Origin of the sequence: Shewanella psychrotolerans (genome assembly GCF_019457595.1) — a bacterium.
Classification (GTDB): Bacteria; Pseudomonadota; Gammaproteobacteria; order Enterobacterales; family Shewanellaceae; genus Shewanella; species Shewanella psychrotolerans.
Genome location: NZ_CP080419.1, coordinates 3,805,652 through 3,832,292, shown reverse-complemented (window position 1 = coordinate 3,832,292; position 26,641 = coordinate 3,805,652). Strand labels below are relative to the sequence as shown.

General features: G+C 44.8%; 28 protein-coding genes and 1 pseudogene. 12 read left to right on the top strand and 17 right to left on the bottom strand.

The features are described 5' to 3' along the window. The first annotated feature begins 64 nt into the window (after positions 1-64). Together K0I62_RS16880 and K0I62_RS16875 are read left to right on the top strand one after the other, a co-directional pair. Positions 65-1,507: an MBL fold metallo-hydrolase RNA specificity domain-containing protein gene (locus K0I62_RS16880; RefSeq protein WP_220071433.1), complete on the top strand. Its 1,443-nt coding sequence runs from the start codon at positions 65-67 to the stop codon at positions 1,505-1,507. 184 nt (positions 1,508-1,691) lie between these two features. Continuing rightward, positions 1,692-2,897, top strand: a complete 1,206-nt coding sequence (locus K0I62_RS16875) for a cation:proton antiporter (RefSeq protein WP_220069205.1) — start codon at positions 1,692-1,694, stop codon at positions 2,895-2,897. 98 nt (positions 2,898-2,995) lie between these two features. On the opposite strand, the gene K0I62_RS16870 is transcribed toward K0I62_RS16875, so the two are convergent. Beyond that, positions 2,996-4,165 (bottom strand): MFS transporter, encoded by a 1,170-nt coding sequence (locus tag K0I62_RS16870; protein WP_258405030.1) that lies wholly within the window; start codon positions 4,163-4,165, stop codon positions 2,996-2,998. Positions 4,166-4,552: 387 nt separating this feature from the next. Next, positions 4,553-5,560, bottom strand: a complete 1,008-nt coding sequence (locus K0I62_RS16865) for a class I SAM-dependent rRNA methyltransferase (RefSeq protein ID WP_220071432.1) — start codon at positions 5,558-5,560, stop codon at positions 4,553-4,555. 112 nt (positions 5,561-5,672) lie between these two features. On the opposite strand from K0I62_RS16865, the gene K0I62_RS16860 reads away from it, so the two are divergent. The 3 genes from K0I62_RS16860 (at position 5,673) to K0I62_RS16850 (ending at position 8,675) form a co-directional block, all read left to right on the top strand. Continuing rightward, positions 5,673-6,251, top strand: a complete 579-nt coding sequence (locus tag K0I62_RS16860) for an esterase/lipase family protein (protein ID WP_220069203.1) — start codon at positions 5,673-5,675, stop codon at positions 6,249-6,251. Between the two features lie 86 nt (positions 6,252-6,337). Then, a complete protein-coding gene (mnmC2, locus tag K0I62_RS16855) occupies positions 6,338-7,024 on the top strand; it encodes a tRNA (5-methylaminomethyl-2-thiouridine)(34)-methyltransferase MnmC2 (protein ID WP_220069202.1) in 687 nt (228 codons plus the stop codon). A gap of 112 nt (positions 7,025-7,136) precedes the next feature. Continuing rightward, positions 7,137-8,675 carry an FG-GAP repeat domain-containing protein gene (locus K0I62_RS16850; protein WP_220069201.1) on the top strand — a complete coding sequence of 513 codons (1,539 nt, stop codon included), beginning with the start codon at positions 7,137-7,139 and terminating at the stop codon, positions 8,673-8,675. A 272-nt stretch (positions 8,676-8,947) separates the two neighbouring features. Here the strand turns inward: K0I62_RS16850 and mgtE are convergent, their stop codons facing one another. The 12 genes from mgtE to K0I62_RS16790 all read right to left on the bottom strand — a co-directional run bounded on the left by mgtE (position 8,948) and on the right by K0I62_RS16790 (position 18,283). Further along, positions 8,948-10,315 (bottom strand): magnesium transporter, encoded by a 1,368-nt coding sequence (gene mgtE / locus K0I62_RS16845; protein WP_220069200.1) that lies wholly within the window; start codon positions 10,313-10,315, stop codon positions 8,948-8,950. A gap of 124 nt (positions 10,316-10,439) precedes the next feature. Next, positions 10,440-10,712, bottom strand: a complete 273-nt coding sequence (locus tag K0I62_RS16840; protein WP_220069199.1) for an HPr family phosphocarrier protein — start codon at positions 10,710-10,712, stop codon at positions 10,440-10,442. After that, positions 10,702-11,556 carry an RNase adapter RapZ gene (gene rapZ, locus K0I62_RS16835; RefSeq protein ID WP_220069198.1) on the bottom strand — a complete coding sequence of 285 codons (855 nt, stop codon included), beginning with the start codon at positions 11,554-11,556 and terminating at the stop codon, positions 10,702-10,704. The genes K0I62_RS16840 and rapZ overlap by 11 nt, the downstream gene beginning before the upstream one ends. Then, positions 11,553-11,996 carry a PTS IIA-like nitrogen regulatory protein PtsN gene (gene ptsN / locus K0I62_RS16830; protein ID WP_220069197.1) on the bottom strand — a complete coding sequence of 148 codons (444 nt, stop codon included), beginning with the start codon at positions 11,994-11,996 and terminating at the stop codon, positions 11,553-11,555. Before ptsN ends, rapZ begins: the two co-directional genes overlap by 4 nt. A gap of 2 nt (positions 11,997-11,998) precedes the next feature. Beyond that, a complete protein-coding gene (gene hpf / locus K0I62_RS16825; RefSeq protein WP_220069196.1) occupies positions 11,999-12,286 on the bottom strand; it encodes a ribosome hibernation promoting factor in 288 nt (95 codons plus the stop codon). 30 nt (positions 12,287-12,316) lie between these two features. Continuing rightward, positions 12,317-13,810, bottom strand: a complete 1,494-nt coding sequence (locus K0I62_RS16820) for an RNA polymerase factor sigma-54 (protein WP_220069195.1) — start codon at positions 13,808-13,810, stop codon at positions 12,317-12,319. Between the two features lie 130 nt (positions 13,811-13,940). Next, positions 13,941-14,672 (bottom strand): LPS export ABC transporter ATP-binding protein, encoded by a 732-nt coding sequence (gene lptB / locus K0I62_RS16815; protein WP_220069194.1) that lies wholly within the window; start codon positions 14,670-14,672, stop codon positions 13,941-13,943. Further along, a complete protein-coding gene (gene lptA, locus K0I62_RS16810; RefSeq protein ID WP_220069193.1) occupies positions 14,669-15,211 on the bottom strand; it encodes a lipopolysaccharide transport periplasmic protein LptA in 543 nt (180 codons plus the stop codon). The genes lptB and lptA overlap by 4 nt, the downstream gene beginning before the upstream one ends. Beyond that, positions 15,198-15,755 (bottom strand): LPS export ABC transporter periplasmic protein LptC, encoded by a 558-nt coding sequence (lptC, locus tag K0I62_RS16805; protein WP_220069192.1) that lies wholly within the window; start codon positions 15,753-15,755, stop codon positions 15,198-15,200. Before lptC ends, lptA begins: the two co-directional genes overlap by 14 nt. Further along, positions 15,752-16,303 (bottom strand): 3-deoxy-manno-octulosonate-8-phosphatase KdsC, encoded by a 552-nt coding sequence (kdsC, locus tag K0I62_RS16800; RefSeq protein ID WP_220069191.1) that lies wholly within the window; start codon positions 16,301-16,303, stop codon positions 15,752-15,754. Before kdsC ends, lptC begins: the two co-directional genes overlap by 4 nt. Before the next feature lie 2 nt (positions 16,304-16,305). Further along, the gene (locus K0I62_RS16795; RefSeq protein WP_220069190.1) at positions 16,306-17,283 is read right to left on the bottom strand and encodes a KpsF/GutQ family sugar-phosphate isomerase; all 978 of its coding nucleotides are present in this window, start codon (positions 17,281-17,283) and stop codon (positions 16,306-16,308) included. 40 nt (positions 17,284-17,323) lie between these two features. Continuing rightward, positions 17,324-18,283 carry a calcium/sodium antiporter gene (locus K0I62_RS16790; RefSeq protein WP_220069189.1) on the bottom strand — a complete coding sequence of 320 codons (960 nt, stop codon included), beginning with the start codon at positions 18,281-18,283 and terminating at the stop codon, positions 17,324-17,326. Positions 18,284-18,449: 166 nt separating this feature from the next. Between K0I62_RS16790 and K0I62_RS16785 the strand changes: the two genes are divergently transcribed. The 7 genes from K0I62_RS16785 to murA all read left to right on the top strand — a co-directional run bounded on the left by K0I62_RS16785 (position 18,450) and on the right by murA (position 23,093). Further along, positions 18,450-19,277: an ATP-binding cassette domain-containing protein gene (locus K0I62_RS16785; RefSeq protein ID WP_220069188.1), complete on the top strand. Its 828-nt coding sequence runs from the start codon at positions 18,450-18,452 to the stop codon at positions 19,275-19,277. Next, on the top strand, positions 19,264-20,049 hold the full coding sequence (gene mlaE / locus K0I62_RS16780; protein ID WP_220069187.1) for a lipid asymmetry maintenance ABC transporter permease subunit MlaE: 786 nt from the start codon (positions 19,264-19,266) through the stop codon (positions 20,047-20,049). Before K0I62_RS16785 ends, mlaE begins: the two co-directional genes overlap by 14 nt. Positions 20,050-20,121: 72 nt before the next feature. After that, complete coding sequence (mlaD, locus tag K0I62_RS16775; RefSeq protein WP_220069186.1) at positions 20,122-20,595, top strand: outer membrane lipid asymmetry maintenance protein MlaD; 474 nt, start codon at positions 20,122-20,124, stop codon at positions 20,593-20,595. An 8-nt stretch (positions 20,596-20,603) separates the two neighbouring features. Beyond that, the gene (locus K0I62_RS16770; RefSeq protein WP_220071431.1) at positions 20,604-21,260 is read left to right on the top strand and encodes an MlaC/ttg2D family ABC transporter substrate-binding protein; all 657 of its coding nucleotides are present in this window, start codon (positions 20,604-20,606) and stop codon (positions 21,258-21,260) included. Beyond that, entirely contained in the window at positions 21,260-21,553 is a 294-nt protein-coding gene (locus tag K0I62_RS16765; protein WP_220069185.1) for an STAS domain-containing protein, read from the top strand. Before K0I62_RS16770 ends, K0I62_RS16765 begins: the two co-directional genes overlap by 1 nt. A gap of 13 nt (positions 21,554-21,566) precedes the next feature. After that, positions 21,567-21,824, top strand: coding sequence for a BolA family protein (locus tag K0I62_RS16760; RefSeq protein ID WP_220069184.1), 258 nt, complete (start codon positions 21,567-21,569; stop codon positions 21,822-21,824). A 9-nt stretch (positions 21,825-21,833) separates the two neighbouring features. Beyond that, a complete protein-coding gene (gene murA / locus K0I62_RS16755; protein WP_220069183.1) occupies positions 21,834-23,093 on the top strand; it encodes a UDP-N-acetylglucosamine 1-carboxyvinyltransferase in 1,260 nt (419 codons plus the stop codon). 160 nt (positions 23,094-23,253) lie between these two features. On the opposite strand, the pseudogene K0I62_RS16750 reads toward murA, so the two are convergent. From K0I62_RS16750 to degQ, 3 genes and pseudogenes are all read right to left on the bottom strand, one after another. Beyond that, positions 23,254-23,563: pseudogene (locus tag K0I62_RS16750) on the bottom strand (transposase domain-containing protein); the annotation flags it as partial. Between the two features lie 125 nt (positions 23,564-23,688). Further along, positions 23,689-24,765: an outer membrane-stress sensor serine endopeptidase DegS gene (degS, locus tag K0I62_RS16745; protein WP_220069182.1), complete on the bottom strand. Its 1,077-nt coding sequence runs from the start codon at positions 24,763-24,765 to the stop codon at positions 23,689-23,691. A gap of 271 nt (positions 24,766-25,036) precedes the next feature. After that, the gene (degQ, locus tag K0I62_RS16740) at positions 25,037-26,389 is read right to left on the bottom strand and encodes a Do family serine endopeptidase DegQ (RefSeq protein ID WP_220069181.1); all 1,353 of its coding nucleotides are present in this window, start codon (positions 26,387-26,389) and stop codon (positions 25,037-25,039) included. Positions 26,390-26,641 lie beyond the last annotated feature (252 nt).

Sequence of the window (26,641 nt, the reverse complement as noted above, 5' to 3'; positions counted from 1 at the left end):
TCATATTGCTAACCTGTTTTATCACCAAATTTTGCCTAACGATTAGATGAGGATGATAAGTATGATGACGCTTACATTTTTAGGAGCCACTCAGGAGGTGACCGGGTCCTGTCATCTGCTTAATATCGATGGGCGGCAGGTGTTGCTCGATTGCGGCATGATCCAAGGAGGTAAACTTGATGCTATGCGAAATCATGAGCCGTTTCCTTTCGATGCGGCGCAGATCCATGCTGTCGTATTAAGCCATGCTCATATTGATCATTCTGGTCGTTTACCGCTACTGATTAAATCGGGTTTTACGGGACCGATTTTTAGTCACAAAGCCACGGTAGAGCTGTGTGCGGTAATGCTTAAAGATGCGGCTATGCTGCAATTTCGCGATGCAGAGCGCACCAATAAAAAGCGCATTAAAAACGATCTTGAACCTATCGAACCACTATTTACCGAGGAGGATGTCGACGCGGTAATGCAGCAGTTTGTTGCACTCGATTATGGCCAACATACTCAAGTGCTCCCCAATCTAACCGTGTGCCTCTCTGATGCTGGACATATTCTGGGTTCGGCGATTGTTGAATTATGGATAGGGCCAAAGGATCAGCGTAAAAAGCTGGTTTTTAGTGGTGATTTGGGCCGAGCTGGCATGCCAATACTCGATGATCCCACCTTGATAGAAGAGGCCGACTTGGTGTTGATGGAAAGTACTTATGGTGACAGGCTCCACAGAAGCTGGGATGAGACATTAGCTGAGTTGAAAGCTATTTTTGCCACAACCATCAAGCAAAGCAGAGGTAATATTCTATTACCAGCGTTTTCAGTGGGGCGGGCTCAAGAGCTGCTTTACCTGTTTCATCTGTACGCTAAAGAATGGGATCTTGGGCGGTGGAGGATCTGTTTAGATAGCCCGATGGCAATTAAAGCGACCCAAGTTTATGTTGGCAATTACAATTTGATGGATGAAGACTTTAAACGTTTTACTCGTCTATCCCCAGGCCAACACCCTTTACTCTCCAACGTTGATTTTATTGATACGACCGATGAGTCAATGGCGCTTAACCATATTCATGCAGGGCTTATTATTATCGCTGGCAGTGGAATGTGTAATGGAGGCCGAATTCGTTGTCATTTGGCGCATAATCTCGCCAACCCGCTATCGGATGTCATTATTTGTGGATATCAAGCCATCGGAACTCCTGGGCGCTTGTTAGTCGATGGTGCTGAAAGTTTGACGATACATGGAGAGAGTATTCCTGTGAATGCCAAGCTCCATACAATAGGCGGGCTCTCGGCACATGCCGATCAAGCTGAGTTACTTAACTGGTATCGTCATTTTAACAATACGCCGCCAGTAGTGTTGGTACACGGTGAGGTTGAGGCGCAAAAAGGCCTACTCAAAAAGTTACAAGAGGGTGACGAAGCCTCTTCTGTCCATGGGGAGATTGCCGAGTTTGGTGACTGCCTCGACTTAACAACATTACCGCAGCTAACTTGGATTGCACAAAAATCTTAGGTGCGTGTCTTAAGTGATGATTCGGTTTCGTTGACCTTGTGACAAATTAGTCTGTTGTGGATTCAGCGGATTATTGCCTGCCTCACTAGAGAAGAGTGACGGACTGGTAATATTAATAGATTAAATTTGATAAGTTCGATAAGTTGGTTTTGGTATTGGTCTCAAAGCAAAGGATTCGAGAAGTATGGATGAGCATATTGTTATATTAGTCATTGCCTTAATCGTGTTGTTGTATGGCTATATTTCAAAATGGCTCGCACGTTTTAATATCTCTGGGCCAATGATGTTTACCGGGCTGGGATTGTTATTATCACCACTTGGATTACACATCACTCAAGTTCAGATCGATGCTGAGTTTGTGACCATTCTAGTCGAAATAGCCCTCGTTTTCGTGCTGTTTAGTGATGCGGCTTTACTCGATCTAAAGTTGCTTAAACAGTCGTGGAAATTACCTGCTCGACTGCTGTTTATTGGGTTACCACTTACCGTGGTCGCTGGCACTTTTGTGGCGCAGCAATTTTTCCCCGATCAGCCTTTGACCTACCTGATATTGCTAGCATTACTATTAACCCCAACTGACGCCGCGTTAGGGAAAGCAGTGGTATCGGACCCTAAAGTGCCTAAAATTATACGCTCGACGATTAACGTCGAAAGCGGTCTAAATGACGGCATCATCTTTCCGGTCTTGTTGACCGTTGTCGCTTTGATTGGGAGTGGTGTAGAACATGCCCAAGGACATGGATGGATAGGTTATGTCGCCGAGCAGATTATTTTCGGCGCTTTGGTCGGCGGTGCGGTGGGATATTTAGGAACCCGCTTGCAATTAGCCTGTTCGAAACGTGATTGGATGGTAGAAAGTTACCAAAACCTGATCCCTATCGCATTGGCGATATTAGCCTACTATTTGGCGGAAGATTTCTCGGGTAATGGTTTTATCGCGGCATTTTTTGCTGGTCTTTATGCTGGAAATACCAGTGAAAAGACCCGCAGTCACATTGAAGACTTCGCCGAGAGTCAGGGGGAGTTACTTGTATTGATTAGTTTCTTTATTTTCGGCTTGGCGTTTGTACCTAATACGCTGCCCTTTGTTACGGTCGAGGTGGTGCTTTATGCGCTGTTTAGCCTAACCTTATTACGAATGATCCCTGTGATGATCTCGCTTATCGGCGCGAAATTGGATATCGCGACTATGGCATTTATCGCTTGGTTTGGTCCTCGTGGTATTGCTTCAATCCTTTATGTGCTAATTGTCGCTAATGACATGGGGACTATTAAGGGATTTGAAACGCTTTACGCCGTAGTCACCGTGACGGTACTGATGAGTATTGTTGCTCATGGCCTGTCGGCACAGCCTTTGGCAAATTGGTACGGCAAACGACATAAAGAGTAGTTGCTAACTCCAATGCTGCTTAGTTTTTGTAAAACGCACCGATATTCAGCGCGTTTGGGTTTTGCTAGGCCGCTCGTATCTTAGTTCGAGAATCGCTGTTATCCAGCAACAGGGGTTTGGCCTGCTGATATTCGTTCACTACTTTTAATAAGCATATAGATGCTGGTGGTTAACAGGCATCCCCCGAGATAGAAGATAATGTTATCACTTGCATCTGATAACTTTACCGCCAGTATTGGGCCTAATACCGAGCCAATACTGTAGCTTAACAACATTAGCTCAGTAGCCGATACAATTTTGGCTGCTGGTAGCAGATCACAGGCTAGGGTGATCGCGATAGGATAAAGGGCGAAACTACACGCGCCTAATAAGAGATAACTTAACGCCATCATATTAAAGCTACTGCTTTTTAATATCCCCAATACGCTTAGGGTGCCGAGTAGACAGAACATTGCCATCAATAAGCTTTTACTCATCCGTGTCGATAAATAACTGACTAATGGCTGTACTAGCATGCCGCCAATAATAATGCAGGCCATCAATAGTCCGGTTTGGTCTGCATAATCTGCTTGTGAGGCAATATAGACAGGCATTAATCCGTAAATTGGACCAAGTAATAGTCCAGATACCAAACAGCCCAAAATCGCGGGACGACTTAATGTTTTGAGCTCTTTTAACGCTAGTTTTTGCTGCTGTTGTCTTTCTGGTTGACCTGAGGTGATTAACAGTGGCGCTAAGATAGCGAGTCCAAGTAGCGATATCGCAAATAGGTAAGGCGTTGTCCCTTCGGTACCTAGAGGGCCAATGGCAAGTTGTCCGCATGCACTTCCGCCGTAAAGCGCCATCATATATAGGCCTAAGCGTTTCGCTCTCGCTTTTGGGGTGTCGGCCATTAATAGCCATGATTCAACAACCACAAAAACACCCGCCACAGCAATGCCCGCTATAAATCGAGCCACGAGCCAGATTGATGCCGTGGGGACGACAAGCATAGTCGCAACACTCAATATTAAGAGGCAAAGAAATAGGATGAAAGCGATTCGATGGCCTGTTTTAGCCACGATTCGTTCTATAGTGGTTGCGCCTATCAGTAGACCGAGGTAGAAAACACTGGCAAGCCAAGGAACTAGTGCACTATCTAGCTTAAAGTTGGCGAGTGACAATGGGATCAAGCTCATCAAAAAACCTGAAGCAATAGCAAAAAATGACAGTCCAATAACGGGTGCTGCAGGATTGTTCAATTTGCAATTAGTTGGGGATGTATCCACCGAGTATTCCAACTTAAATGTAACAAATAGCAGTTTGATATGAGTTCTGATGGCTGTCTGCTGTTTGTTGTAGTTTTACTGGGCGGCGAATGTAAATGGGCGCAAAGATTAAGTAAAGCATTTTTCGGTATTTGTACAAATATTGTTTAATTATGCCATGTATCGCACGTTTTTTATTCATTGTAGGGGTGGGTAATCGGTATTTTATAATGAGTTCTTCAAAGAGAATTTAAGACAACATTTATTGCTATATTGATGTTGGTAGCCATAAAATCTATAGATAGTTAGGTTTTATGGCTGCTTGGTATTGTTGAGTGCTCTTACTGATTAAAAGTGGGTGTTTAATCGTGGATAAACCGTCGGGCTTGGTTGATCTAGAATTTGTGGCTAAGCCAGTGCAATGGCCACGATTTTTAACGGATGCTTGCCATCAAAAGAGGGGAAGTCTGGATGGCAGTCTAGCCATTGATACTGGGTTACACTGCGACCTTGCTTTTCAACACAGCGCACTAAGGCATCAAACCAAGCTTGTCTGTCGACTTTAGCGACATTGTTACAGCAGACAATTGTGCCGCCTTTTTTGGTTGCTAACATGGCAGGCTTAAATAGACTCTGATAATCATTGATCAAATCCACCGTGCCGAATGGACTTTTAGCAAACCTAGGTGGGTCGAGAAACACTAAATCAAACTGGGTTGGACTGAGTTTTGGATAATTAGGTAACTTTTGATTGCGACGACCGCCAACCTTCATACCTGCTAGTTGACGCATCGCCGGAAACGCATCGCTTTGTACAAACTCACACACACTTTCGACTTGGTTTAATTCGGCATTTTTTCTGCCTGCCGCTAAAGCGAAAGAGGAAAAATCGACATTGGTGACTTTGGTTGCGCCACCAACAGCGGCTGCGGTGCCGATGCCACAAGTATAAGAGAATAGATTAAGTACCGATTTTCCTTTGCTATTAGCTTTGACATATTCTCTACCTATACGCATATCGAGAAATAACAGCGGATCTTGCCCCTCATGGCGCAATTTGCTGCAGAACTGGATACCATTTTCATGTATGACTTGTTCAGATGTGGCAAAAGCCTCTACTGTTTTATCTAGGGGATTGAGAATACGAGAGTTCTTATTCGATCTATCGTTATATATCACGCAAAGCTCATCGAGTTTATTAAGAATGAGGCTAATTTCGCTAAGTTCTTCGGCAGTTAAAGATTGATGAAAGGTTTGGATAAGCCATGCATTACCATAGCGGTCAATATTGAGGCCATTGACGCCTTCGACCGTGCCATGAAATACGCGATAGCAATCTGTATTATTGGCTTTAGCGTCAGCGATTAACTGGCTACGTTGAGCTAATGCCTTGGCTAATAATGCATTAAGCGACATGGCTGGAGTGTCCGTATTGATATGAGATGGGAGTAAGGGCGCAATCATAACAAATATCATTTGTCTGTTGGTGAAATTCTTAGTGACACATCAAATTTAAGGGAAGACTGAGATGAAGTTGGTACTGATACACGGAATATTTAACACGGGCCATGTGATGGGATGGATGCGTAAGCGTTTTGAACAGCAAGGATATGAGTGTATTGCTCCATCAATCGCCCCTTTTGATGGTCGTCATGGGATAGAGTATGCTGCTGCCCAACTTAAATTGGCGATAGAAACCCAGTTTGGTCATGAAAGCCCAATTGTGTTGATCGGATTTAGTATGGGCGGCGTAGTTGCGCGCTATTATCTGCAATGTCTTGGCGGTGCGAGTCGAACCAAGGCGTTGTTTTCTATCTCATCGCCTCATCGAGGGAGTTATTTAGCCTATCTACCTTATCCATCTAAGGCGATGCGCCAACTTCGGCCTAACAGTCAGCTATTGCAGCGGCTCGATCTTGAGCAAGACTCTCTGAGAGATGTTGCGCTTTACTCTTATCGTACTCCAATGGATTTCACCATAGTGCCGAGTCGAAGTTCTCACTGGGACGTGGCGAACAATAAGGTTTTTATGGTGCCATTACACCTATCGATGATTTTTAGCAGGCGAATTGTGAATGAGATTTTAGCGCTAATACCTAAAGGTTGATGTCAGGTAGGGCTATGTTTATGATCGATGGAATTATGCCTAATTGCCTAAATATTATTTGTTTGCATTCTATTGAGTTAGTCTAGATGAATCATATCCATGTCCAGATGACAAAAGATGGTACTCATACCCTGATGAGTAGCCTGTTTGATGATAGCTATCATGCCCATAATGGCGCGATGAGTGAATCAGAATACGTTTATATTGAATCGGGTTTTAAGTCATTATCCACTGATTTTGCAAGGGTGAGTATTTTGGAGTTGGGGTTTGGATCGGGTATGAATGCGATCTTAACCTTAAAACATGCACTTGCTCAAACGGGCAAGATAGTGAAACCGATTCGGTTTGTCAGCGTCGAGGCCTATCCCGTTGCCAATGAAGTGATCAAGCAACTTAACTATAAACAACATTTTAGTGCAGAACTAGCAGCGCTATTTGATGATTTGCATCAAGCGCCTTGGAATTGTGATGTTGAAATTATTCCTGGATTTGTTTTGCATAAGGTACACGGCAAGCTCGCGGATTATCGTGCGCCAGAGCAGACGATTAACCTGATTTACTATGATGGCTTTGCCCCAAGCAAACAGCCAGAACTCTGGACTCAAGACAACTTTGACCGCCTTTATCCTATGATGATGCCAGACGGGATGCTCGTCAGTTATTGCGCCAATGGTCAGTTTAAGCGCAATTTAAAGACGGCAGGTTTTAAGGTGAGACCGCATCCAGGTGCTTTGGGGCGACGTGAGATGACCAGAGCTTGGAAGCCCTGCTAACTCGTCATTGGCTATTTTGTTTGTAACAAGCGGTTAACTTATCTTTCCTTTTGCGCTGAAGTCGTTAGATTAGAGCTATCACGATTTAGGTTAATAAGGATGTTGTTACAATATGAGAAATGCCAAAATAGGCTTGGGAACTATTCTCAGTTCACTGCTATTGCTCCTATCTTCATCGGCAATAGGTGCATCAATTAACAGCCAGTTGTCGCTATTTTCCCAGACGATTGAAACAGGATTCCGACTCACTCATCCTGTTTTATCCGTCAATCTATTTGGTGATACTACTAAAGAACTGGTCACTATGGGCGTCGATGATAATCAACAGAAATGGTTGGCTATCTATGGTTTTGATGCCGATACAGCCCAATATCGCCAGCGATTTAAGCATTCGTTACCGCTGGAGCTATTTGCTTTCGATATTACGCCAGCCGATGATGAGCAGCCTCAAGGATTACAATCACTCTATTTCCTTTCCAGCGAACAACTGCTCAAATTAGATGTGAGTGGTGAGCAGTTGGCGTTCAAGGCATTGACAAGGATAAGCCCACTGATTATGACATCTCGGCCAGATTTCATCTCTCGGGGAAGTTTTGTTCATGACTTAAACAAAGATGGCTTAGATGACTTTATTATCAGCAGCTTGAACCAAGCAGAGCTACTGATCCAACAAGCTGACACTTCACTGCTCAGCCAGTTTTTACCGATAAAACCCCAAGTATTACTGTATAGAGATGGTGCTCGATATATTGAAGCAAACCTCTATTTTGCTGATCTTAATCTTGACGGTAGAAACGATATTGTCAAAGTTGCCGAGGGGGAACTTGAGCTGTATGCCCAGCGCCCTGATGGGACTTTTTCTACCATTGCAAAATATCAGCCTGTGAGTCTCGCGATAAGTGGTCTCGATTGGTGGAACAAACGTGATGCTTATGGTGAGGCATTCGATCAGAGTGATTTGGTTTATCGTAAGGTGGAGCTGCTTAAGGATATTAATAATGACGGCTTGGTTGATATGGTGGTTCGCTATACCAAGAGTTCTGGTGTACTGGATCGGGTCAATGATTACGAGCTGTATCTCGGGGAGCAAAAGGCTCAAGGGATCGTCTTTGGCAAGCAACCGAGTAATGTCATTCGAGCCGATGGTACCTTGACCGGATTTGAGCTGGTGGATATTGATGATGACAAGATTGACGAAGTATTGGTGTCCGGTTTTGATATCGGATTATCGCAAATTATTGGCGCGCTAGTGTCTGGCAGCATAGATCAGGATGTGTACATCTTTAAGATGAACGCTAATGGAAAGTTTCCCAAAAAGGCCAATATAAGCAAGGATGTTGAGCTGAGTTTTAGTCTCACCTCAGGTCAAAGTGGCAGCCCGATCGTGAAGCTGGTTGATCTCGATGGTGATGGTTATCAAGATCTCTTGCTATCTGATGGTGAAGAGTCACTTCGATTATATCTTGGGCAAAATGATGGCGATCTGTTTAGCCGTAATAGTGAGACCTTAAAGGTTCGTCTGCCCAGTGATGGCGAGATGCTCAGCGGCGATGATCTTAATCATGATGGCAGAAGTGAACTAATCATTAACTATGGTCGCCAAGATAGTCTGTCATTGCAGAGTCAGTTCGTCGTCATTATGGCCAAATAGCTTGTTATACCAATCAGTATAAGAAAGTGATCATATCTTTATACTGATTGGTATTATTACTAAGCCGTTTATTGTGACGAAATCGTTTACTGCTGAGACTGGGATATTTCTTGGTTATTGCATAATGTTTTATGAGTTCGGCTGTGTGATTAGCTGATGGATATTAGTGGAGTGGTTTCCATTGCTAATTTGAGTGTCACAGCTTTGGTGTTGGTAAGCGGTTGTAGATCGGCAATGACTTGCTCAATTCAACCCTCTTGCCCGCAAATGATTTAGTGCAATAAAAATAATGTCGCCAGACCAAGAAAAGCAAACAGTCCAATAACATCGGTAACCGTTGTCAGTACCATTCCGCCAGCTAACGCAGGATCGATATTAAGTCTTTTTAGCAATAATGGTATGCAGGCGCCAGCAAGCCCCGCAACTGTCATATTAATCAGCATTGCTCCGCCGATAAGGCCGCCAAGCGCAACATCCCCTTTCCATAACCATACCGCAGCAAAGACCAGTATCGACCAAAGTAGACCGTTAAGAAAGCCGATAGCAAGCTCTTTTCCGATTAGCCAGCGTGAGTTACTTTGGCCTATTTGACCAAGAGCTATCCCTCGAATGACCAATGCTAAGGTTTGATTGCCCGCGACGCCGCCCATACTCGGTACGATAGTCATTAAAATTGCGATGGTGGCAAACTGCTCTAACGTCCCTTCAAACATGTTGCTTACCGATGCGGCTAGCAGCGCGGCAAATAGGTTGATGGTAAGCCACAATGAGCGCCTGAATGTACTCTTGAGTACGGGGCCAAAGGTATCAGTATCATCATCCATACCAGCCATACCCATCATTGAGTGTTCGGCATCTTCACGGATAACATCAACCACATCATCGATGGTTATACGACCAAGCAATCGATTAGTCTGTTCTTCCACGACGGGAGCCGATACCCAGTCGTGGCGTTCGAATAGCTGAGCGACCTCACTGTCATCCATAGCAACGGGAATGCCTTCAAGATCGTCATTCATGATGTCTCGTACCGATGCGTTGGGATCGCAGGTCAGTAAATCCGCAATTCTCACACCGCCAAGAAGGCTATCATGTTTATCGACCACATATAGGGTATCGGTGGCTTCCGGTAGCTCTCCGCGAATACGCAGATAGCGGAGAATGACATCGATATTAACGTCGGGTCTAAGGGTTACCGTGTCGGTATTCATTAGACTTCCGGCAGTATCTTCTGGATAAGAGAGTGCCTGTTCGACTCGAGACCTATCTTGTGACCTCATCGACTGAAGTACTTGATTGAATACACTGTCAGGTAAGCTACGCAGAATGTAGGCTAAATCGTCGGTATCCATCCGTTCGGCGGCTTTAGCAACGCGTTCAGGACTCATCTGGGTAATAAGGTGATCTTTTAGTTCTTCACCGAGTTCATCTAAAATTTCACCTGTATGGGCTTGGTCGATCAACTGCCAAAGCACCTGACGAGTACGTGGTGGTGAGGACTCCAAGATAAAGGCAATGTCAGACGCTGCCATGTCATGGAGCATATTACGCACGTGGACAAACATACCGCTATTAAGGGCTTTAGTAAGCCGATGCATACGCTGATCTGTGGTTTCACTATCTAATACTTCGATCGGCATGGGTCCCCCGAGAAATCAAAATGACTAAATCAGCTTTTTGGGTATGTAAGTTTATGATTATTATAGAACGGATCGCGCTACATATAGCGAAAAAAACCGTTAGGATATTCTAACGGCGGGCAGATTATACGGCTTCTTCGAATTTAGCGTCAATAAGTGCGCTGATGGCGTCGAGCGCCGCTTGGGCATCCTTACCTTCGCTGGTAATAGTGATGGTTTTTCCCATACCGGTTTCCAGCATGAGTAAGCCGAGTACGCTTGCGGCAGAGGCCTGCTTGTCTCCTTGAATCAAGGTGACTTGAGCATCAAACTGTGCCGCTAATACCGCCAGTTTTGTTGCTGCTCTTGCGTGTAGGCCGAGTTTATTGCAGATGGTTAACTGACGCTCAAGCTTCATGTTTCTTTAACTCTCTGTGGCGCGCTTGAACCTTGTGTTTACCTTTATTAAATAATTTAGCAAGTTGGTCGGTAACATAGACAGATCTATGCTGGCCTCCAGTACATCCAATAGCGATAGTGAGGTAGCTACGATTGTTACGTTCGAGGTGAGGTAACCAAGTTTCGATAAGATTTTCGATTTGCCAAATAAACTTGTTCACTAAAGGTTGCTGGCTTAAAAACTGCTGCACAGGCTCATCTAAGCCTGTTAGTGGTCTTAGCTCTTGTTCCCAGTGAGGATTGGGCAAAAAACGCACATCAAACATAAAATCGGCTTCAGTAGGCAGTCCATATTTAAAGCCAAATGACTCAAAGTTGATCACTAGCTCTTTATCAATGGTACCGAGTAAGATCTCTCTTACTTTGTCACTTAAATCATAGATATTGAGGTTTGAGGTATCGATATAATGGTCAACCACATTAGAGATTGGCTCGAGCATTTTGCCTTCAAGCTTAATTGCTTCTTTCAGTGAGACTTGAGCGCGCGAGAGTGGATGTAACCTGCGGGTTTCGCTATATCGCTTAAGCAGTACTTCATCTGACGAGTTAAGAAAAAAGCTCAATAGTTCGATATCTTTAGGAAGATTAGCTAATTGCTGATCCAATTTAAGATCTTGGGTTGGAATATTACGAACGTCGACGCTAATGGCGACCAAATCGTTACTGCCTTTGAGCTGGGCTAACAGCGACTCTATCATCTGTAATGGCAGATTGTCGACACAGTAGTACCCGAGATCCTCTAACACTCTTAGTGCTACTGATTTTCCCGATCCTGAGCGCCCGGATACTATGACTAACTTCATTGAGTGATCACCTGATATAGCTCTGCTTCATCTTGGGTTTTCCTTAGCTGTTTCATGATGGCTTTATCATTTAACTTCTCAGCCATAGCGGCTAATGTACTAAGGTGTTGCTCGCATTGATCTGCGGGCACGAGTAACGCAAATAAGATATCGACTGGCTGATTATCAATGGCATCAAATGCGATTGGTTCAGCACACTTTATCAGTACGGCGACGGGTTGATCTATGTTGGTTAGTCGCCCATGAGGAATCGCAATACCATTGCCTATACCTGTGCTGCCCATTTTTTCTCTCGCCAGAAGACTTTCAAATATCTCTTGAGAGGAAAGGGTGGGGTACTGGACAGCGGCTAAGTCGCTGATAAGTTCCAGTACCTTTTTCTTACTGCCCGGAGTGGCGCAGGTTGTGCACTCCGGCCGCAGGATGGTACTAAGTTCCATCGTTAATGTTTAGTTTGCTTCTCTTTGTGTTTAATAACCTGACGATCTAATTTATCGATCAGGGAGTCTATCGCGGCGTACATATCCGCGTGTTCCGATGTCGCGAAGACTTCTCCACCACGGAGATGTAACTTGGCTTCAACTTTTTGCATCAATTTTTCGACATTTAATATAACGTGGACATTATTGATCTGATCGAAATGTCGTTCAAGCTTTGTGAATTTCTCTTCAACATAGTTCCGTAGAGATTGGGTTATCTCAATGTGGTGCCCTGTAAGGTTTATTTGCATAAATTCACTCCTCCGGTTTCCAGTTGTTGATTACAAACTTTTACGTTGGTTCGATGGCGGTATTAATAATGCCTCTCGATATTTAGCAATTGTACGTCTCGCAACTTTTATGCCTTGCTCCGCCAAAAGTTGAGCCATTTTGCTGTCACTTAGTGGTTTCTTTTGGTTTTCCGCTGCGACGAGCTTTTTAATAAATGCCCGTATTGCAGTAGAAGAGCACTCACCACCATCGTCGGTTCCCACATGGCTAGAGAAAAAGTATTTTAGTTCAAAAATGCCTCTCGGGGTGTGCATATATTTTTGCGTTGTTACTCGAGAGATAGTCGATTCATGCATTTCAACGGCTTCTGCAATGTCGTTTAGCACCATCGGCTTCATCGCTTCTTCGCCAAACTCAAAGAAGCCTTGCTGAAAATCAACAATACAGTTGGTGACTTTTAACAGGGTTTCGTTGCGGCTCTCCAAACTTTTCAAGAACCATTTCGCTTCTTGTAGGTGGCCCCTAATAAACTGTCCATCCGCCTGGCTCTTAGTGCTGCGAGCCATAGCGGCATAATGCTGATTTACATTAATTTTAGGCATACTATCGGGATTAAGCTCTACGACCCAGCGACCTTTTTTCTTCGTCACGGTGACATCTGGGATAACATACTCGTCGCGGCTGGCGGTGATTGCCAGTCCAGGACGCGGATTGAGCGTCTGGATCAGTGAGATCGCATCACGTAAATCGTCTTCTTTTAGCTTAGTTTTACGCATCAATAGGCGAAAATCTCTACCCGCGATAAGATCTAAATGTTCACTAATGAGCATTCTTGCATTAGCTATATGCGGTGTATCATCACTGTACTGCGCTAATTGAATGGTTAAGCATTCACTGAGATCTCGGGCGGCAACGCCAATAGGATCGAAATGCTGGACGCGTTTGAGTACCGCTTCGATCTCATCGAGTTCGATTTCTGGATCGCCCATGGCTTCAAGAATATCGTCGCAGGTTTGCGTGAGGTAACCGCGTTCGTCGATGGCATCTATAATGGCTGTAGCGATGGCTAAATCGTTATCTGAAAAGGGAGTGAGATTTTTTTGCCACTCGAGGTGTTCATACAAGCCTTCAGTCGTTTCCCCTTGAAAAGGCATATCATCGTCGCGCATCGCGCCTGAACTGGAGTTAGATGAGGCTGTGTATACCTCATCCCACGTGGTATCAACGGGGAGTTCATCAGGCATGGAATCTTGGGTGAGCGCGTCGGATGTTTCTAAGCCAGAATTGTCCTCGCTGGAGTCAACTTGCAGCTTATTATCGTAATCGACTTCGTAGGTTTCATTATTATCATTGCGCTCTTCTCGAGCGTCGCTATCGGCGCCCTCTTGCTCCTCATCTAACTCTAAAAGAGGGTTAGATTCTAATGCCTGCTGGATCTCTTGTTGCAGTTCCAATGACGACAATTGCAACAAACGAATCGCTTGTTGTAACTGGGGTGTCATGGTTAAATGCTGACCCATTTTGAGCTGAAGTGACGCTTTCATTGTACTGCTATTCCCTTGTTTCTAATTATAAAATGAGAAAGCTTTATTGGTAGCCTTAATTGGTTAAAGGCAAATATTAATTATGTACGGCATAGGAGGGATCTCCTATGCCGATCGCTTATAAGATTAACTATAGCTTGAATTGTTCACCTAAGTACACCGCTCGTACTTGCTGGTTGTCTAAGATTTCAGCAGGAGTTCCCTCGGCAATCAAATTGCCATGACTCACAATGTATGCTTTCTCACAAACATCGAGAGTTTCGCGCACATTATGGTCGGTGATTAATACACCTAGGCCGCGATTTTTCAGCTGCTCGATAATTTTCTTAATGTCGATAACTGATATAGGATCGACGCCAGCGAAGGGCTCATCGAGCAAAATAAACTTAGGGTTAGCGGCTAACGCTCTGGCAATTTCTACTCGGCGACGCTCGCCTCCCGATAGTGCCATGCCTTGGCTATCACGAATATGGGTGATGTGAAACTCTTCTAGCAGGTGTTCTAACTGCTCTTCACGTTGATCGTTGCTGAGTTCTCTTCGTGTTTGCAGTACGGCCATTATGTTGTCGTGTACCGAAAGCTTTCTAAAGATACTCGCTTCTTGTGGCAGGTAGCCAATCCCTTTGCGAGCTCGCAGATGCATAGGGTCTAAGGTGAGGTCGTCTTCATCGATAAAGATACGTCCTTTATCGCTCTGAACTAGACCCACAACCATATAAAACGTGGTCGTTTTTCCTGCTCCGTTGGGGCCGAGTAGCCCCACGATCTGTCCTGTTCTTACGGTTAAGCTTACATCTTGAACAACTGCGCGACTTTTATAGCTTTTAGCTAAATTAACCGCTTTTAATGTCATATCTGTCATTGCTTTTCCTGCTGCTTAGGTTGCTCTTCAGCGGGAGTTTTCGGGGTTTCTTGGTAATTTTCAGGTTGAATGATAGTGATCACTCGGTCGTTACCCGTGCTTTCGGCAATCAGTTGCTGTTGTTCAATATTGTAACGGATCTGGTCACCTGTCACTTGGCTGCCTTCTTGTTCGAGGGTGGCATTACCTATCAGTGTCAGGGTACGGCTGGATAGCTCGTAGCGGATCTCTTTGGCGCTGGCTGAAGCTGGCCGTCCATTTTCCATCACTTGAGTATATGTTGCTGGATCACCTGTCGCGACGAGAATTTTTCCGCTGCTGTTTTCTTTGCTAAATGCGCGTAACTCATCTGCTAGGATCTTTATTGAGCCTTGGGTTACTTCAACAGGGCCATTGAAGATAATCTGATTATTCTTAATATCGGCTTCTTGGCTAGCGGCAGAGATTTTAACCTCTTGCAGTAGATCATTGTCCTTGGCTGAGCTACCTAAGCTAACTAGGCTTAGCGTGCAAGCAAGAATAAGATTATTTAGTTTCATATGTTCCTTCTACCTGACTAGTCAGTCGTACATTTTGTGCATTCAGGTCTGCATGCAAACCTTGGCCAGTGATCAGAAAATCGTTGCCTGTAATTCGAATGGTGCGGTCTGATGTCATGATCATAGTATTAAGATCGAGCTCCAGATAGGTTGTTTCTATGGTTTGAACCGGTTCTTCTGGGCTAATAGCATCAATGATAACATTATTTTCTAGGGTTACTTGTCCGCTATTTTTATCTAAGGTACCTTTCGTTGAACGTAAGCGCCACTGGGCATCACCATTAGCGGGATAGACTAAGTAAATAGGATCTGAAAAATAGGTCATATTCCGGTCGGAATAATATTCCATGTGACTGGCTGATACGCGACTGTTGATATTGCCTTGCTCATTGTACTGGACGCTTTTCAAGTCGTTAACGATGTAATCTGGACGCTCGGAAGCATCGACAATCTGCTCGTTCGCGCTGCGTTTTGTCTGCACTTGCCAGTAGAGTATTAAGGCTGCGCCAAAGAACGCTATAATCGCCAGCGTGACTCTATTCATATACTCATTCCGTGTGCGGATTCAAACTTATCTTGGCTGAGTAAAATAAGATCCGTTAGCTCTCTAAGGGCGCCGTGGCCCCCTTTAATATTTGTGACCATATCGACGTGTTGTTGCACGTATGGGTGACCGTCTGCGACGCACACGGAAAGTCCCACTTGTTGCATCACTGGCAGATCAACCATGTCATCACCTATGTATGCGACTTGCTGTGGGGTGACTTGGTAGAGCTTTAGCAACTCTTGGTAAGGCACCATTTTATTGTCGATACCTTGATAGATATGGGTGATTCCCAGTGCGGTCATACGATCTTCTACAATGCGTGATTTACGCCCCGTGATAATCGCAACTGGAATATCACTGGTTAGCAAAGAGCGCACACCATAACCATCGCGAGTATGGAAAGTTTTAAGTTCATCGCCAGAATTGCTCATATACACTAGGCCGTCAGAAAACACGCCGTCGACATCGCAGATAAGCAGTTTAATCTGTTTTGCTTTTTGCCATATCGTATCGGTAATAGGGCCATAAAAACCTTGATGCGTCATGATTAAATCACTCCTGATTTGACCATATCGAGCATATTAAGTGCCCCGATAGGTTGTTGATGCTGATTGGTAATTATCAGGCCATTGATCTCTTTCTCATCCATGATCTTAAGGGCTTCTGCGGCTAAAATGCCATCGCTGACGGTCACACAACCATGGGTCATGACTTGGCTAATAGAAGTGGTTCTTAAGTTGACTTCTGCATCGATCACTCGGCGCAGATCGCCATCGGTAAAAATACCCACTAACAGACCGCGATCGTCGGTGACGGCTGTCATACCCAAGCCTTTTTTTGATATTTCATATAGTGCTTCGGTGATGCAGATATCTTGTGGCACTACAGGCATGTTTGCGCCTGTGTGCATTACATCGCTGACCTTAAGCAATAATCGTCGACCTAGACTACCACCTGGGTGTGATAGGGCGAAATCATCTTTGGTAAAACCACGAGCCTGCAATAGCGCAACGGCTAACGCATCCCCCATTACCAATGTTGCAGTCGTGCTTGAGGTGGGGGCTAGACCCAGTGGGCAAGCTTCTTCTGGTACTTCAATACATAAGTGAACCACAGAATGTTTGGCCATGTTTGAGTGGGGTTTACCTGTGACAGCGATAATGGGTAAGCCCATGCGTTTTATGACCGGCATTAAGGTCAATATTTCCCCAGATTCTCCAGAGTTGGAGATCGCCAGCACGATATCATTTTCGCTTAGTACGCCTAAATCGCCGTGACTCGCTTCACCTGGGTGAACGAAGAAGGCTGGCGTTCCTGTACTGGCTAGCGTGGCAGAGATCTTATTGCCGATATGGCCTGATTTACCCATTCCCATGACGATCACTTTACCTGTGCAGGAGAGAATGAGTTGGCATGCTTTAGCAAATTCGAGTGAATCTACATATTGATAAAGGTTATCCAATGCATTGCGCTCGATATCGATAACATTGCGTCCCCATTGGCGTAATTGATTTGCATCTACCATCTTGTTCTCTCTTTGTTGTCAGCTAGTGCTTGACGTGAAATTAGGATAGAAAAAGTACTGTTTGGTATGCGACAAAAGTCACTAATAACACTCCTCCATGCCATGGCTTTAACTGGCGAGCCTTACCTGTTAGCAGAATGAGTATGGCTAAAGCGCTACTCGTCGCTAATACCATATAAAAATCACGAGTGCTGGCAGACGCGTCCACCGCTCCCGGTGCGATAAGAGCAGGCAATGCCAGTACCGCTAAAATATTAAATAGGTTTGAACCAACAATGTTGCCAATAGCAAGGTCATCTTCTTTCTTTAGAACACCGGCAATACAGGCGGCTAATTCGGGCAAACTGGTCCCTACGGCAATAATGGTTAAACCTATCACGAGATCTGAAAGATGGTATGCCTTGGCGATACCCACAGCACCTTGGACCATCCAGTCTGCCGATAGTGGCAGTAATACGATGCCGACGATGAGCCACAGTATGGCCTTAGCGGTTGGAACGCCTTCAGGTATTTCGCTCTCAGCTTCATCGACAAATGGATCGGATCCCTTGTTGGTGACCGCATGCCAAATAAGATAGCCCATTAAAGAGAAAAATAGTGTCATCAATATCACCCCTTCGATGCGGGTCAACTCACCATCGAATAGGAAATATCCCGCAAGCAGTGTCGCCCCCAACATCATGGGGATTTCCCGTTTTAGGGTTTGAGAGCTTACCGATATCGCGCCCATTAGTGCTGTGAGTCCTAATATTAGGGTAATATTGGCGACGTTTGAACCTAATACATTACCGATAGCGGTATCGGTCATGCCTTCCATTGAAGCGGTGGCAGCTACAAACATTTCAGGTGCTGAGCTTCCCATGGCTACAATGGTTAAGCCAATTAGCATAGGTGGCAGCCCTAAATTACGAGCAAAAGCAGCAGCGCCATACACAAATTTATCGGCACTCCATACTAGGGCGCCTAATCCAGCAATCAGTAGAAAAATATTAAATAGCATTAAAGTTCATTATTGTTTAGAAGTCTGCCGCGCATTTTCGCTGGATTTGAACAAAATTGAAAGTATTGAGGCAAGATAGTGTCGATTAGGTTGTGCACAATAGGTCAATTACGTACAATTTGCCTCTTTTTCTGGCGTTTTACCATGGAACACATTAGGTCTTACTATGAGTAATGAACAGGTAAATGATAAAGCTAGACCGCTAGTCGAGATAACTCATCTCGGTTTTAGTCGTGGCTCCCATGTCATTTATGAGGATGTTAGCCTGTCTATTCCTAAAGGGAAGGTGACCGCTATCATGGGCCCCAGTGGTATAGGTAAAACCACATTGCTCAAGTTAATCGGTGGGCAATTACAGCCTCAGCACGGTAGCATAAAGGTCGATGGTATCGATGTGCATAAGTGCAATCGTGGCGAGCTGTTTGAACTGCGCAAGCGAATTAGCATGTTGTTCCAAAGTGGTGCCTTGTTTACCGACATGAATGTGTTCGATAACGTTGCCTTTGCATTGCGCGAGCACTCGGGACTTCCCGAAGCCATTATTAAGCGCATTGTGTTGATGAAGTTGGAAGCGGTTGGGCTGCGCGGTGCGTCGAAGATGATGCCTAGCGAGCTGTCTGGAGGTATGCAACGTCGTGCGGCCCTCGCTAGAGCCATCGCGTTGGAACCTGAATTAATTCTTTATGATGAGCCTTTTGCTGGCCAAGATCCTATTTCAATGGGTGTGCTAGTTAAACTTATTCGAGAGCTGAGTGACGCGCTGAATCTGACTTCCGTGGTGGTGTCCCATGACGTACAAGAAGTACTAGGCATTGCTGATTATGTCTACGTTTTGGCTGACAAGTTAGTTATCGCCCATGGTACGCCAGAAGAGTTAAGGCTAGCCGATAACCCGAAACTAAAGCAGTTCATTGGCGGAGAACCTGATGGGCCTGTGCCGTTTCATTTTCCTGCTCAAGATTACCAAAAGGAGATGTTAGGTGAGCTTGACTGATCACATTGCAAATTTAGGCCGTAGTGCCATAGCCAGCGTTACGGGCCTTGGCCGGGCAGGGTTAATGTTATGGGGGGCAATTGCCAGACTGCCCAAGCCAAGTAAAGGCATTCCGTTGCTGGTTAAACAGCTCTATGTTATCGGTGTGCAATCTATGGTGATCATTTTGGTCTCCGGATTGTTTATTGGTATGGTGCTGGCGCTACAAGGCTATAATATTTTGGTTGGATTTGGCACCGAAGATAGTTTAGGCCCTATGGTTGCCTTGAGCTTACTTCGTGAGCTAGGACCTGTCGTCACCGCGCTGCTGTTTGCTGGGCGGGCAGGCTCCGCACTTACCGCTGAAATAGGCTTAATGAAAAGCACCGAGCAGCTGTCGAGCCTAGAGATGATGGCGATCGATCCACTCAGGCAGATCATTGCCCCACGCTTTTGGGCTGGGGTCATAAGTTTACCTTTACTGGCCTTGATGTTTACCGCTGTGGGTATTTATGGCGGTCATTTGGTTGGTGTCGAATGGAAAGGGATCGATAGCGGAAGTTTTTGGTCAATATTGCAAGCTTCGGTTGAATGGCGACAAGATATTGTTAACTGTTTGATTAAAAGCGTGGTGTTTGCCGTAGTGGTAACTTGGATTGCACTTTATCGTGGTTATCATGTGATCCCCAACCCTGAAGGTATTAGTCGTGCGACGACACAAACGGTAGTGCAATCTAGTTTAGCTGTGCTGGCGTTAGATTTTCTGTTAACGGCGATGATGTTTGGCCGTTAATTAAATATTGTTTATGGATGAACCTATGTGCCGCGCGTCGTGGTATGTATAGAACTGAGTGGTAATAAGAGTATGTTGACTCGAAAAATTGAACTATTAGTTGGCTTGTTTATTCTGTCTGGTTTGATGGCATTTTTAGTTTTAGTGTTTAATGTGGCCAATGTCGAAGTGAAGCCAGGCCAGAGCCATTACACCTTGTATGCTAAGTTCACCAATATTGGTGGGCTTAAGGTTCGCTCTCCGGTAAAAGTTGGTGGCGTGGTGGTTGGTCGAGTAACGAATATTAGTCTCGACCCTCAAGAGTTGGTTGCGGTTGTCGAGTTGGCAATGGATAAACAGTATGATCAATTTCCAGAAACCAGTAGCTTGTCTATCCTGACTTCAGGTTTGTTGGGCGAGCAATTTTTAGGGCTAACCCCAGGCTTTATTATGGATGATATCGGCATGCTTAAAGATGGTGACAAGATTGAGGATACCCATTCAGCCCTAGTGCTAGAAGATTTGATTGGCCAATTTTTGTATAGCGTTAAGTCAAAAGATAATTAATAGAGATGATTATGAAACAGTTATGGAAAGTAATGCTGTCTTGTGTGGCAATGGTTGTGAGTGTCACTGCATTTGCGCAAGAGATCGAAGTTAATACAAAAGATCCCTATGCGATGGTTGAATCTGTCGCGAATAAGACATTTGCCCGTTTTCATCAGGATATTGACACAATTAAGGCTAATCCTGACCACCTTAAGGTGATAGTCTCTGACGAGTTGATGCCTTATATCGACTATAAATATGCGTCCTATAAAGTAATGGGGACCTATTTAAGACAAAGTACAGCCGAGCAGCGTGAGCGTTTTTCAGAGGCGTTTAAAAGCTATTTGGTTGCTACTTATGCACAGGCATTTACTGAATATACCAATCAGAAAGTAGAGTTTGAACCGGCGAAGAATTTTGCCGATGAGAAGATGGTCGATGTGAATGTACAGATCATCGAGCAGGGACGTCCACCAATTAAGTTGCAATTTAGAGTTCGTCGCTTAAAAGATGACACATGGAAGGCGTTTGATCTGGTTGCTGAAGGCGTGAGTTTACTTTCGTCCAAGAGTGCTGAGATCTCTAATTTAATACGTCAAAACGGAATAGACTCTGTGATTGAAGATTTAGAAAATCACACTAGCAGTCATATTAGTTTAGGTAAAAAGGATACCAAGCTGTAATGCTTGAATTTAGGGACGAAGGAAGCACTTGCTTTGTCAGCGGTGAGTTATCACAAGCAGAAGTGATACGAATTTGGCCTATGGTCGATAAGTTAGTGGCTCAACAAGTTGAATGTGTAGACTTGTCAGGCATTAACTACAGTGACACCGCAGGCGTCGCGATGTTATTGCATATTGTTGCACTGCAACATAAGGCTGGTGGTGCTTTGATGTTATGTCGAGCGCCACTGCAGTTGCAAAAGTTAATTGATTTATATGATTTACAAGACTTCTTCGTCGAAGAAGCCAATTAAAGGTTACCAGTCCATGGAATGTAAAGAGATTGAACAGCTTCTAAGTGAAGCGCTTTCCCTAGAAGAGGTTCATGTGAGCCAAGATGGCACACATTATAAAATCGTAGCGGTAGGTGAGTGTTTTGATGGCGTTAGCCGGGTTAAACAACAACAGATGATTTATGCTCCATTGATGGAACAAGTCACCAGTGGTACGTTGCATGCCATTACAATCAATGCATTTACTCCTACGCAGTGGAAGCGTGAAAAAATCTTCAACATGCCAGGTTAGAGACTCATTGTGGATAAACTAAAAATTCAGGCTAGTGGTGCACTTGCCGGTGAAGTGGTTATTTCAGGGGCAAAAAATGCCGCCCTTCCTATCCTTATGGCAGGCGTTTTAGCCGATTCAGATTTTGTGGTCAGTAATGTTCCTAATCTTAGAGACGTGAATACCAGCTGTGAGTTGTTACGCTGCTTAGGTGCCGATGTTGAACGTGCTGATAATGGCGAAATTACCATCTCAACCACACACCTTAATCAGTTTTGTGCGCCCTATGAGTTAGTGAAAACCATGCGTGCTTCTATCCTGATCCTAGGCCCCTTGCTTGCTCGCTTTGGTACTGCCGATGTGTCATTGCCTGGTGGCTGCGCTATTGGTGCTCGTCCGGTCAACTTGCATCTACATGGTTTAGAGCAGATGGGCGCTAAAATCGAGGTCAAAGAGGGGTATATTAAAGCCCGTGTCGATGGGCGCTTGAAAGGTGCGCATATCTTTATGGATATGATCAGCGTTGGCGCAACCGAAAACCTGATTATGGCCGCCGCGCTTGCCGACGGTGAAACGGTAATTGAAAACGCAGCGCGTGAACCTGAGGTGATCGATTTGGCTAATTGCTTGATCGCCATGGGGGCAAACATCACTGGCGCAGGTACAGATACTATTCGTATTCAAGGTGTGGAAAAGTTAAGCGGTTGTCATTATCGCGTTATGCCTGACCGTATTGAAACTGGTAGTTTTCTTGTGGCTGCTGCGGTCACTCGCGGTAAAATTCGCTGCACCGCTGCCGATCCTAAGACGCTCGAATCTGTGCTGGCCAAGTTGGAAGATGCTGGCGCAACCATCACCACGGGTGAAGATTGGATTGAGCTCGATATGCAAAATAAGCGCCCCACTGCAGTTAATATTAAGACCATGCCTTATCCTGGTTTTCCAACGGACATGCAGGCGCAGTTTTGTGTGCTTAACGCCCTAGCCGAAGGCACGGCGACCATTACCGAGACCATCTTTGAGAATCGCTTTATGCATGTGCCTGAGTTGATCCGTATGGGGGCTAACATGGAGCTTGAAGGCAATACTTGTATTATTCAGGGGATTGAGAAGCTTAATGGTGCTCAGGTAATGGCAACCGATCTGCGTGCTTCGGCGAGTTTGGTTATTGCAGGCCTTGTGGCCGATGGTGTGACTACCGTTGACCGTATCTATCATCTCGATAGAGGCTATGAGCATATCGAAAATAAGTTCAAAGGTCTTGGTGGCGAAGTGGTTAGAGTTAGCTAATCATTTGGTTGCCAATTTGCAATGATTTCAAAGCCATCGAGATTTCGGTGGCTTTTTTATTTGTCGTATTCTTATGCTCTAAATTGCCAATAAGCTCACTTTAGCCTTGGCGAATAGCTGTTATTGTGGGCAGATGTCGACATTTATTATTTTTAATATTTATCTCTTTTACGGCTTGGTATTTTTTTCTTGCCTGAGTGACAGCACTTCGAGCAACATAATCGACTTTATTTGGGAGGATAATATCCTGTTTATTAATCAGTTGCCTAACGGACTCCCCCCCGAAATAAAGCCATGCCGATAACAGCCCAAATCATAGACTCCATAGGTAATTTTCGCTTACGAAGCGTGGCTACACCATTGGATTGTAAACAGTTTTGAATAAGCTCTGGACAAAGAAGTTCCCCAAGATTGGTGAACTTAGTAGGTCGATTGATAGAAGTACGCGCTAAAGCTTCAGAAAGTTCCATTAAAAAATCCAGTACAAACAAGAGTCTGTACTGGATTTTGAAGGCTTTTAAAGATCAGTCAACCGATCATATTGGCATTAACTGATCGGCATTAGCTGATTGCTGGCTTTTTAATGGTGGTTAACTTATTGGCCTGAGTTTTCACCTATAGTAACAGGGACTTCATAATATTTACCGTCTCGAATAATGGTCATGTTTACCTGAGTACCTGGTGGTGTTTCGGCAATCCTATCCATTAGCATTTCAACGCCAGGAACCGTTTCTTCATTAAACTTGGTGATCACATCGCGTGGTCTTAATTTGGCTTGGGCCGCAGGACCCTGATGGTCAATATCTGTGACCAATACGCCAGTTAAATCAGGAAGGTTGAGGATTTGCGCCATGATTGGATTAATCGGTTCACCTGTAATACCTAATGCCCCACGAATTACTCGACCATCTTTGATCAGTTTACCCATAATGCTGTGAGCGAGTTTAATGGGGATAGCGAAGTTAATGCCATGACCACCACCCTCGCCACCGACTTGGAAGGCTGCAGTATTGATGCCGATAAGTTGACCGCTGGTGTCTATAAGTGCGCCGCCAGAGTTACCAGCGTTAATCGCTGCATCGGTTTGCAAGAAATCAAGATAACCAGAACTAAGGCCATTTCGCCCCGTGGCACTGATAATCCCCTGAGTGATGGTTTGCCCTAAATTATAAGGATTACCAATCGCTAGCACGACATCACCTACTTGAGCAGGAATGTCTAGGTTTATCGGGACAACTGGGAGGGTATCCCCCTCGATCTTGAGTACGGCTATATCGGTTATGGGATCTGATCCGACAACCTCGGAGGTAAACTTTCGACCATCTTGCAACGCGACGACGATTTCGTCAGCCTTTTTAATCACATGATAGTTGGTAAGAATGTAACCTTCCTTGCTCATTATTACCCCAGAACCTAAGCCTTGGAGCGAACCTGAATTGAGAGGACGGCTTTGATTTATGCTTAGGCTGTAGATATTGACCACCGCTGGAGCGGCGCGCCTTACCGCTTGCGAAAATGACAGTTCAATGCCGTTTTGACCACGAGATTGAAAAAAGCCGTTTTGTTGCTTATTGCCTGTAATAAGTGGCGTAATGACTAGAAAAACAGCGGCCATGATTAGGCCAAATAGTACTGCTTTGCCAATATAAATAACCGTGTCTTTTAGAGTCATGATTCAGATAATTATGCGAAAAGTGCTGTTAGATTAACATGTTTATTTATACGGCACTAATGGCTATTTTTTAGAAGCTAAGAAGATACTATGGCGTGATAAACGATGTGATAAATCGGTGCTCATAATAATAAAGTCGCTCAACCAGTGTTTTATCCGTTTTCTCGGTTGAATTCCCTTATCTACAAGGCAAATGAAAAGAGACCATGAAGATCTCATGGCCTCTTTAGCTAGACACATTTAGCTAGATATATTTAGCTAGAATAGTGCGTTATCTCAACACTAGATAAAGGTTGTTTCCATCACGTTGCAGCTTAAGCGCAACTGCACCATGGGTGTCGTTAAGTTCTGCTTTTAGCTCTTTAAGATCATCGATGCGAGTACGATTCACCCCAACGATGAGATCACCTTTTAACAATCCACTAGCCGCAGCCGCAGACCCTTTCGCTACTTCGGTGATCTCCACCCCTTTTTTCGCATTTTCAAGAGTTGCACCATCAAGCATTTGATGGATCGCGCCAGCTGCTGTCTCGGTCGATTGACTCGCTTCGCCTAAAACTGCGGTCACCGTTTTTTCATCACCATCACGAATTAATCCAAGTTTTACTTTTGCTCCAGCTCCCATCGTCGCCACTTTAGCGCGGAGTTCTTGGAATGACTTAATGGGGCGATCGTTAACGCTGACAATGATGTCACCCGCTTTGATACCTGCTTTATCGGCAGCGCTGTCTGACATCACTTCATTTACGAATCCACCGTGCTGTGTGTCAAGGCCAAACCCTTCGGCCAACTCTTTATCTAGATCGCGGCCGCTGACACCTAGTACCCCGCGGCGAACTTCACCGTGTTCGATAATTTGGTCGACTAAATTGTTGACCATGTTTGCAGGAATGGCGAAACCGATACCTACGTTCCCACCTCCCGGCGCGACAATCGCGGTATTGATACCAATTAACTCGCCATTTAGATTAACCAAAGCACCACCCGAGTTACCGCTGTTTATCGCAGCGTCGGTTTGAATAAAGTTCTCTAGCATCTCGATTCCTAGTCCACTTCTGCCCATGGCACTGACAATACCAGAGGTCACAGTTTGTCCAAGACCAAATGGATTACCAATTGCCACCGTAAAGTCACCCACACGCAGCTCGTCAGAATCAGCACGTTTTAGTGCGGTTAAGTTTTTAGCTTTTATTTGCAGCAGGGCGATATCTGATTCGGCATCGGCACCAATTAATTTTGCTTCAATCTCACGACCGTCAGATAAGCCGATGAGAATTTCATCAGCGCCATTAATAACATGGTTGTTGGTGACGATATAACCCTCGTCAGCATCGATGATCACCCCCGAACCCAACCCTTTAAACGGGCGTTCTTGTACCTGTTCTCTTGGTGCATTGGGGCCAAAGAAATAACGAAATGCATCAGGAACTCTCTGTTTAGACACATGGGTTCCAGAAACTGCGACTGCAACGACGGCGGGAGTCGTTTTCTCAAGCATCGGGGCGAGACTCGGAACTTGTTGGCTACCAACGGCTAATGGAATCGCGGCCTGTGATACACTTGGCATCACCAGAAGAGTGGCACTTAATACTGCTGCTGAAATTAGTGATAGTTTTGTTTTCATCAATTCATGACTCCAAATTGGGGATAATGGACTTATGATCACTATAGATATAAGGCTGTTTTGCCTCAAATCAAGTTGTTAATCTTAAATCTGCTATCCAATCGGACTATACGAGTTTCGGTTAAGTTCACCTTGATTAACAAAGGTTAATTGTTTGATCATGATAGGGATTAGCTATCTGTCCTTTCGCTGGTTCGCTAGGTATCACTGTGCGGCGCTGTGTCCCCCCAGCCGAGTGTTATTACCTAATTT

What these genes read in the sequence shown, in the direction of transcription:
- K0I62_RS16880 (WP_220071433.1), top strand. Translation starts at nt 65, where the DNA reads ATGACGCTTACATTTTTAGGAGCCACTCAGGAGGTGACCGGGTCCTGT.
- K0I62_RS16875 (WP_220069205.1), top strand. Translation starts at nt 1,692, where the DNA reads ATGGATGAGCATATTGTTATATTAGTCATTGCCTTAATCGTGTTGTTG.
- K0I62_RS16865 (WP_220071432.1), bottom strand. Translation starts at nt 5,560, where the DNA reads ATGTCGCTTAATGCATTATTAGCCAAGGCATTAGCTCAACGTAGCCAG.
- K0I62_RS16860 (WP_220069203.1), top strand. Translation starts at nt 5,673, where the DNA reads ATGAAGTTGGTACTGATACACGGAATATTTAACACGGGCCATGTGATG.
- mnmC2 (WP_220069202.1), top strand. Translation starts at nt 6,338, where the DNA reads ATGAATCATATCCATGTCCAGATGACAAAAGATGGTACTCATACCCTG.
- K0I62_RS16850 (WP_220069201.1), top strand. Translation starts at nt 7,137, where the DNA reads ATGAGAAATGCCAAAATAGGCTTGGGAACTATTCTCAGTTCACTGCTA.
- mgtE (WP_220069200.1), bottom strand. Translation starts at nt 10,315, where the DNA reads ATGCCGATCGAAGTATTAGATAGTGAAACCACAGATCAGCGTATGCAT.
- K0I62_RS16840 (WP_220069199.1), bottom strand. Translation starts at nt 10,712, where the DNA reads ATGAAGCTTGAGCGTCAGTTAACCATCTGCAATAAACTCGGCCTACAC.
- rapZ (WP_220069198.1), bottom strand. Translation starts at nt 11,556, where the DNA reads ATGAAGTTAGTCATAGTATCCGGGCGCTCAGGATCGGGAAAATCAGTA.
- ptsN (WP_220069197.1), bottom strand. Translation starts at nt 11,996, where the DNA reads ATGGAACTTAGTACCATCCTGCGGCCGGAGTGCACAACCTGCGCCACT.
- hpf (WP_220069196.1), bottom strand. Translation starts at nt 12,286, where the DNA reads ATGCAAATAAACCTTACAGGGCACCACATTGAGATAACCCAATCTCTA.
- K0I62_RS16820 (WP_220069195.1), bottom strand. Translation starts at nt 13,810, where the DNA reads ATGAAAGCGTCACTTCAGCTCAAAATGGGTCAGCATTTAACCATGACA.
- lptB (WP_220069194.1), bottom strand. Translation starts at nt 14,672, where the DNA reads ATGACAGATATGACATTAAAAGCGGTTAATTTAGCTAAAAGCTATAAA.
- lptA (WP_220069193.1), bottom strand. Translation starts at nt 15,211, where the DNA reads ATGAAACTAAATAATCTTATTCTTGCTTGCACGCTAAGCCTAGTTAGC.
- lptC (WP_220069192.1), bottom strand. Translation starts at nt 15,755, where the DNA reads ATGAATAGAGTCACGCTGGCGATTATAGCGTTCTTTGGCGCAGCCTTA.
- kdsC (WP_220069191.1), bottom strand. Translation starts at nt 16,303, where the DNA reads ATGACGCATCAAGGTTTTTATGGCCCTATTACCGATACGATATGGCAA.
- K0I62_RS16795 (WP_220069190.1), bottom strand. Translation starts at nt 17,283, where the DNA reads ATGGTAGATGCAAATCAATTACGCCAATGGGGACGCAATGTTATCGAT.
- K0I62_RS16790 (WP_220069189.1), bottom strand. Translation starts at nt 18,283, where the DNA reads ATGCTATTTAATATTTTTCTACTGATTGCTGGATTAGGCGCCCTAGTA.
- K0I62_RS16785 (WP_220069188.1), top strand. Translation starts at nt 18,450, where the DNA reads ATGAGTAATGAACAGGTAAATGATAAAGCTAGACCGCTAGTCGAGATA.
- mlaD (WP_220069186.1), top strand. Translation starts at nt 20,122, where the DNA reads ATGTTGACTCGAAAAATTGAACTATTAGTTGGCTTGTTTATTCTGTCT.
- K0I62_RS16765 (WP_220069185.1), top strand. Translation starts at nt 21,260, where the DNA reads ATGCTTGAATTTAGGGACGAAGGAAGCACTTGCTTTGTCAGCGGTGAG.
- K0I62_RS16760 (WP_220069184.1), top strand. Translation starts at nt 21,567, where the DNA reads ATGGAATGTAAAGAGATTGAACAGCTTCTAAGTGAAGCGCTTTCCCTA.
- degS (WP_220069182.1), bottom strand. Translation starts at nt 24,765, where the DNA reads ATGACTCTAAAAGACACGGTTATTTATATTGGCAAAGCAGTACTATTT.
- degQ (WP_220069181.1), bottom strand. Translation starts at nt 26,389, where the DNA reads ATGAAAACAAAACTATCACTAATTTCAGCAGCAGTATTAAGTGCCACT.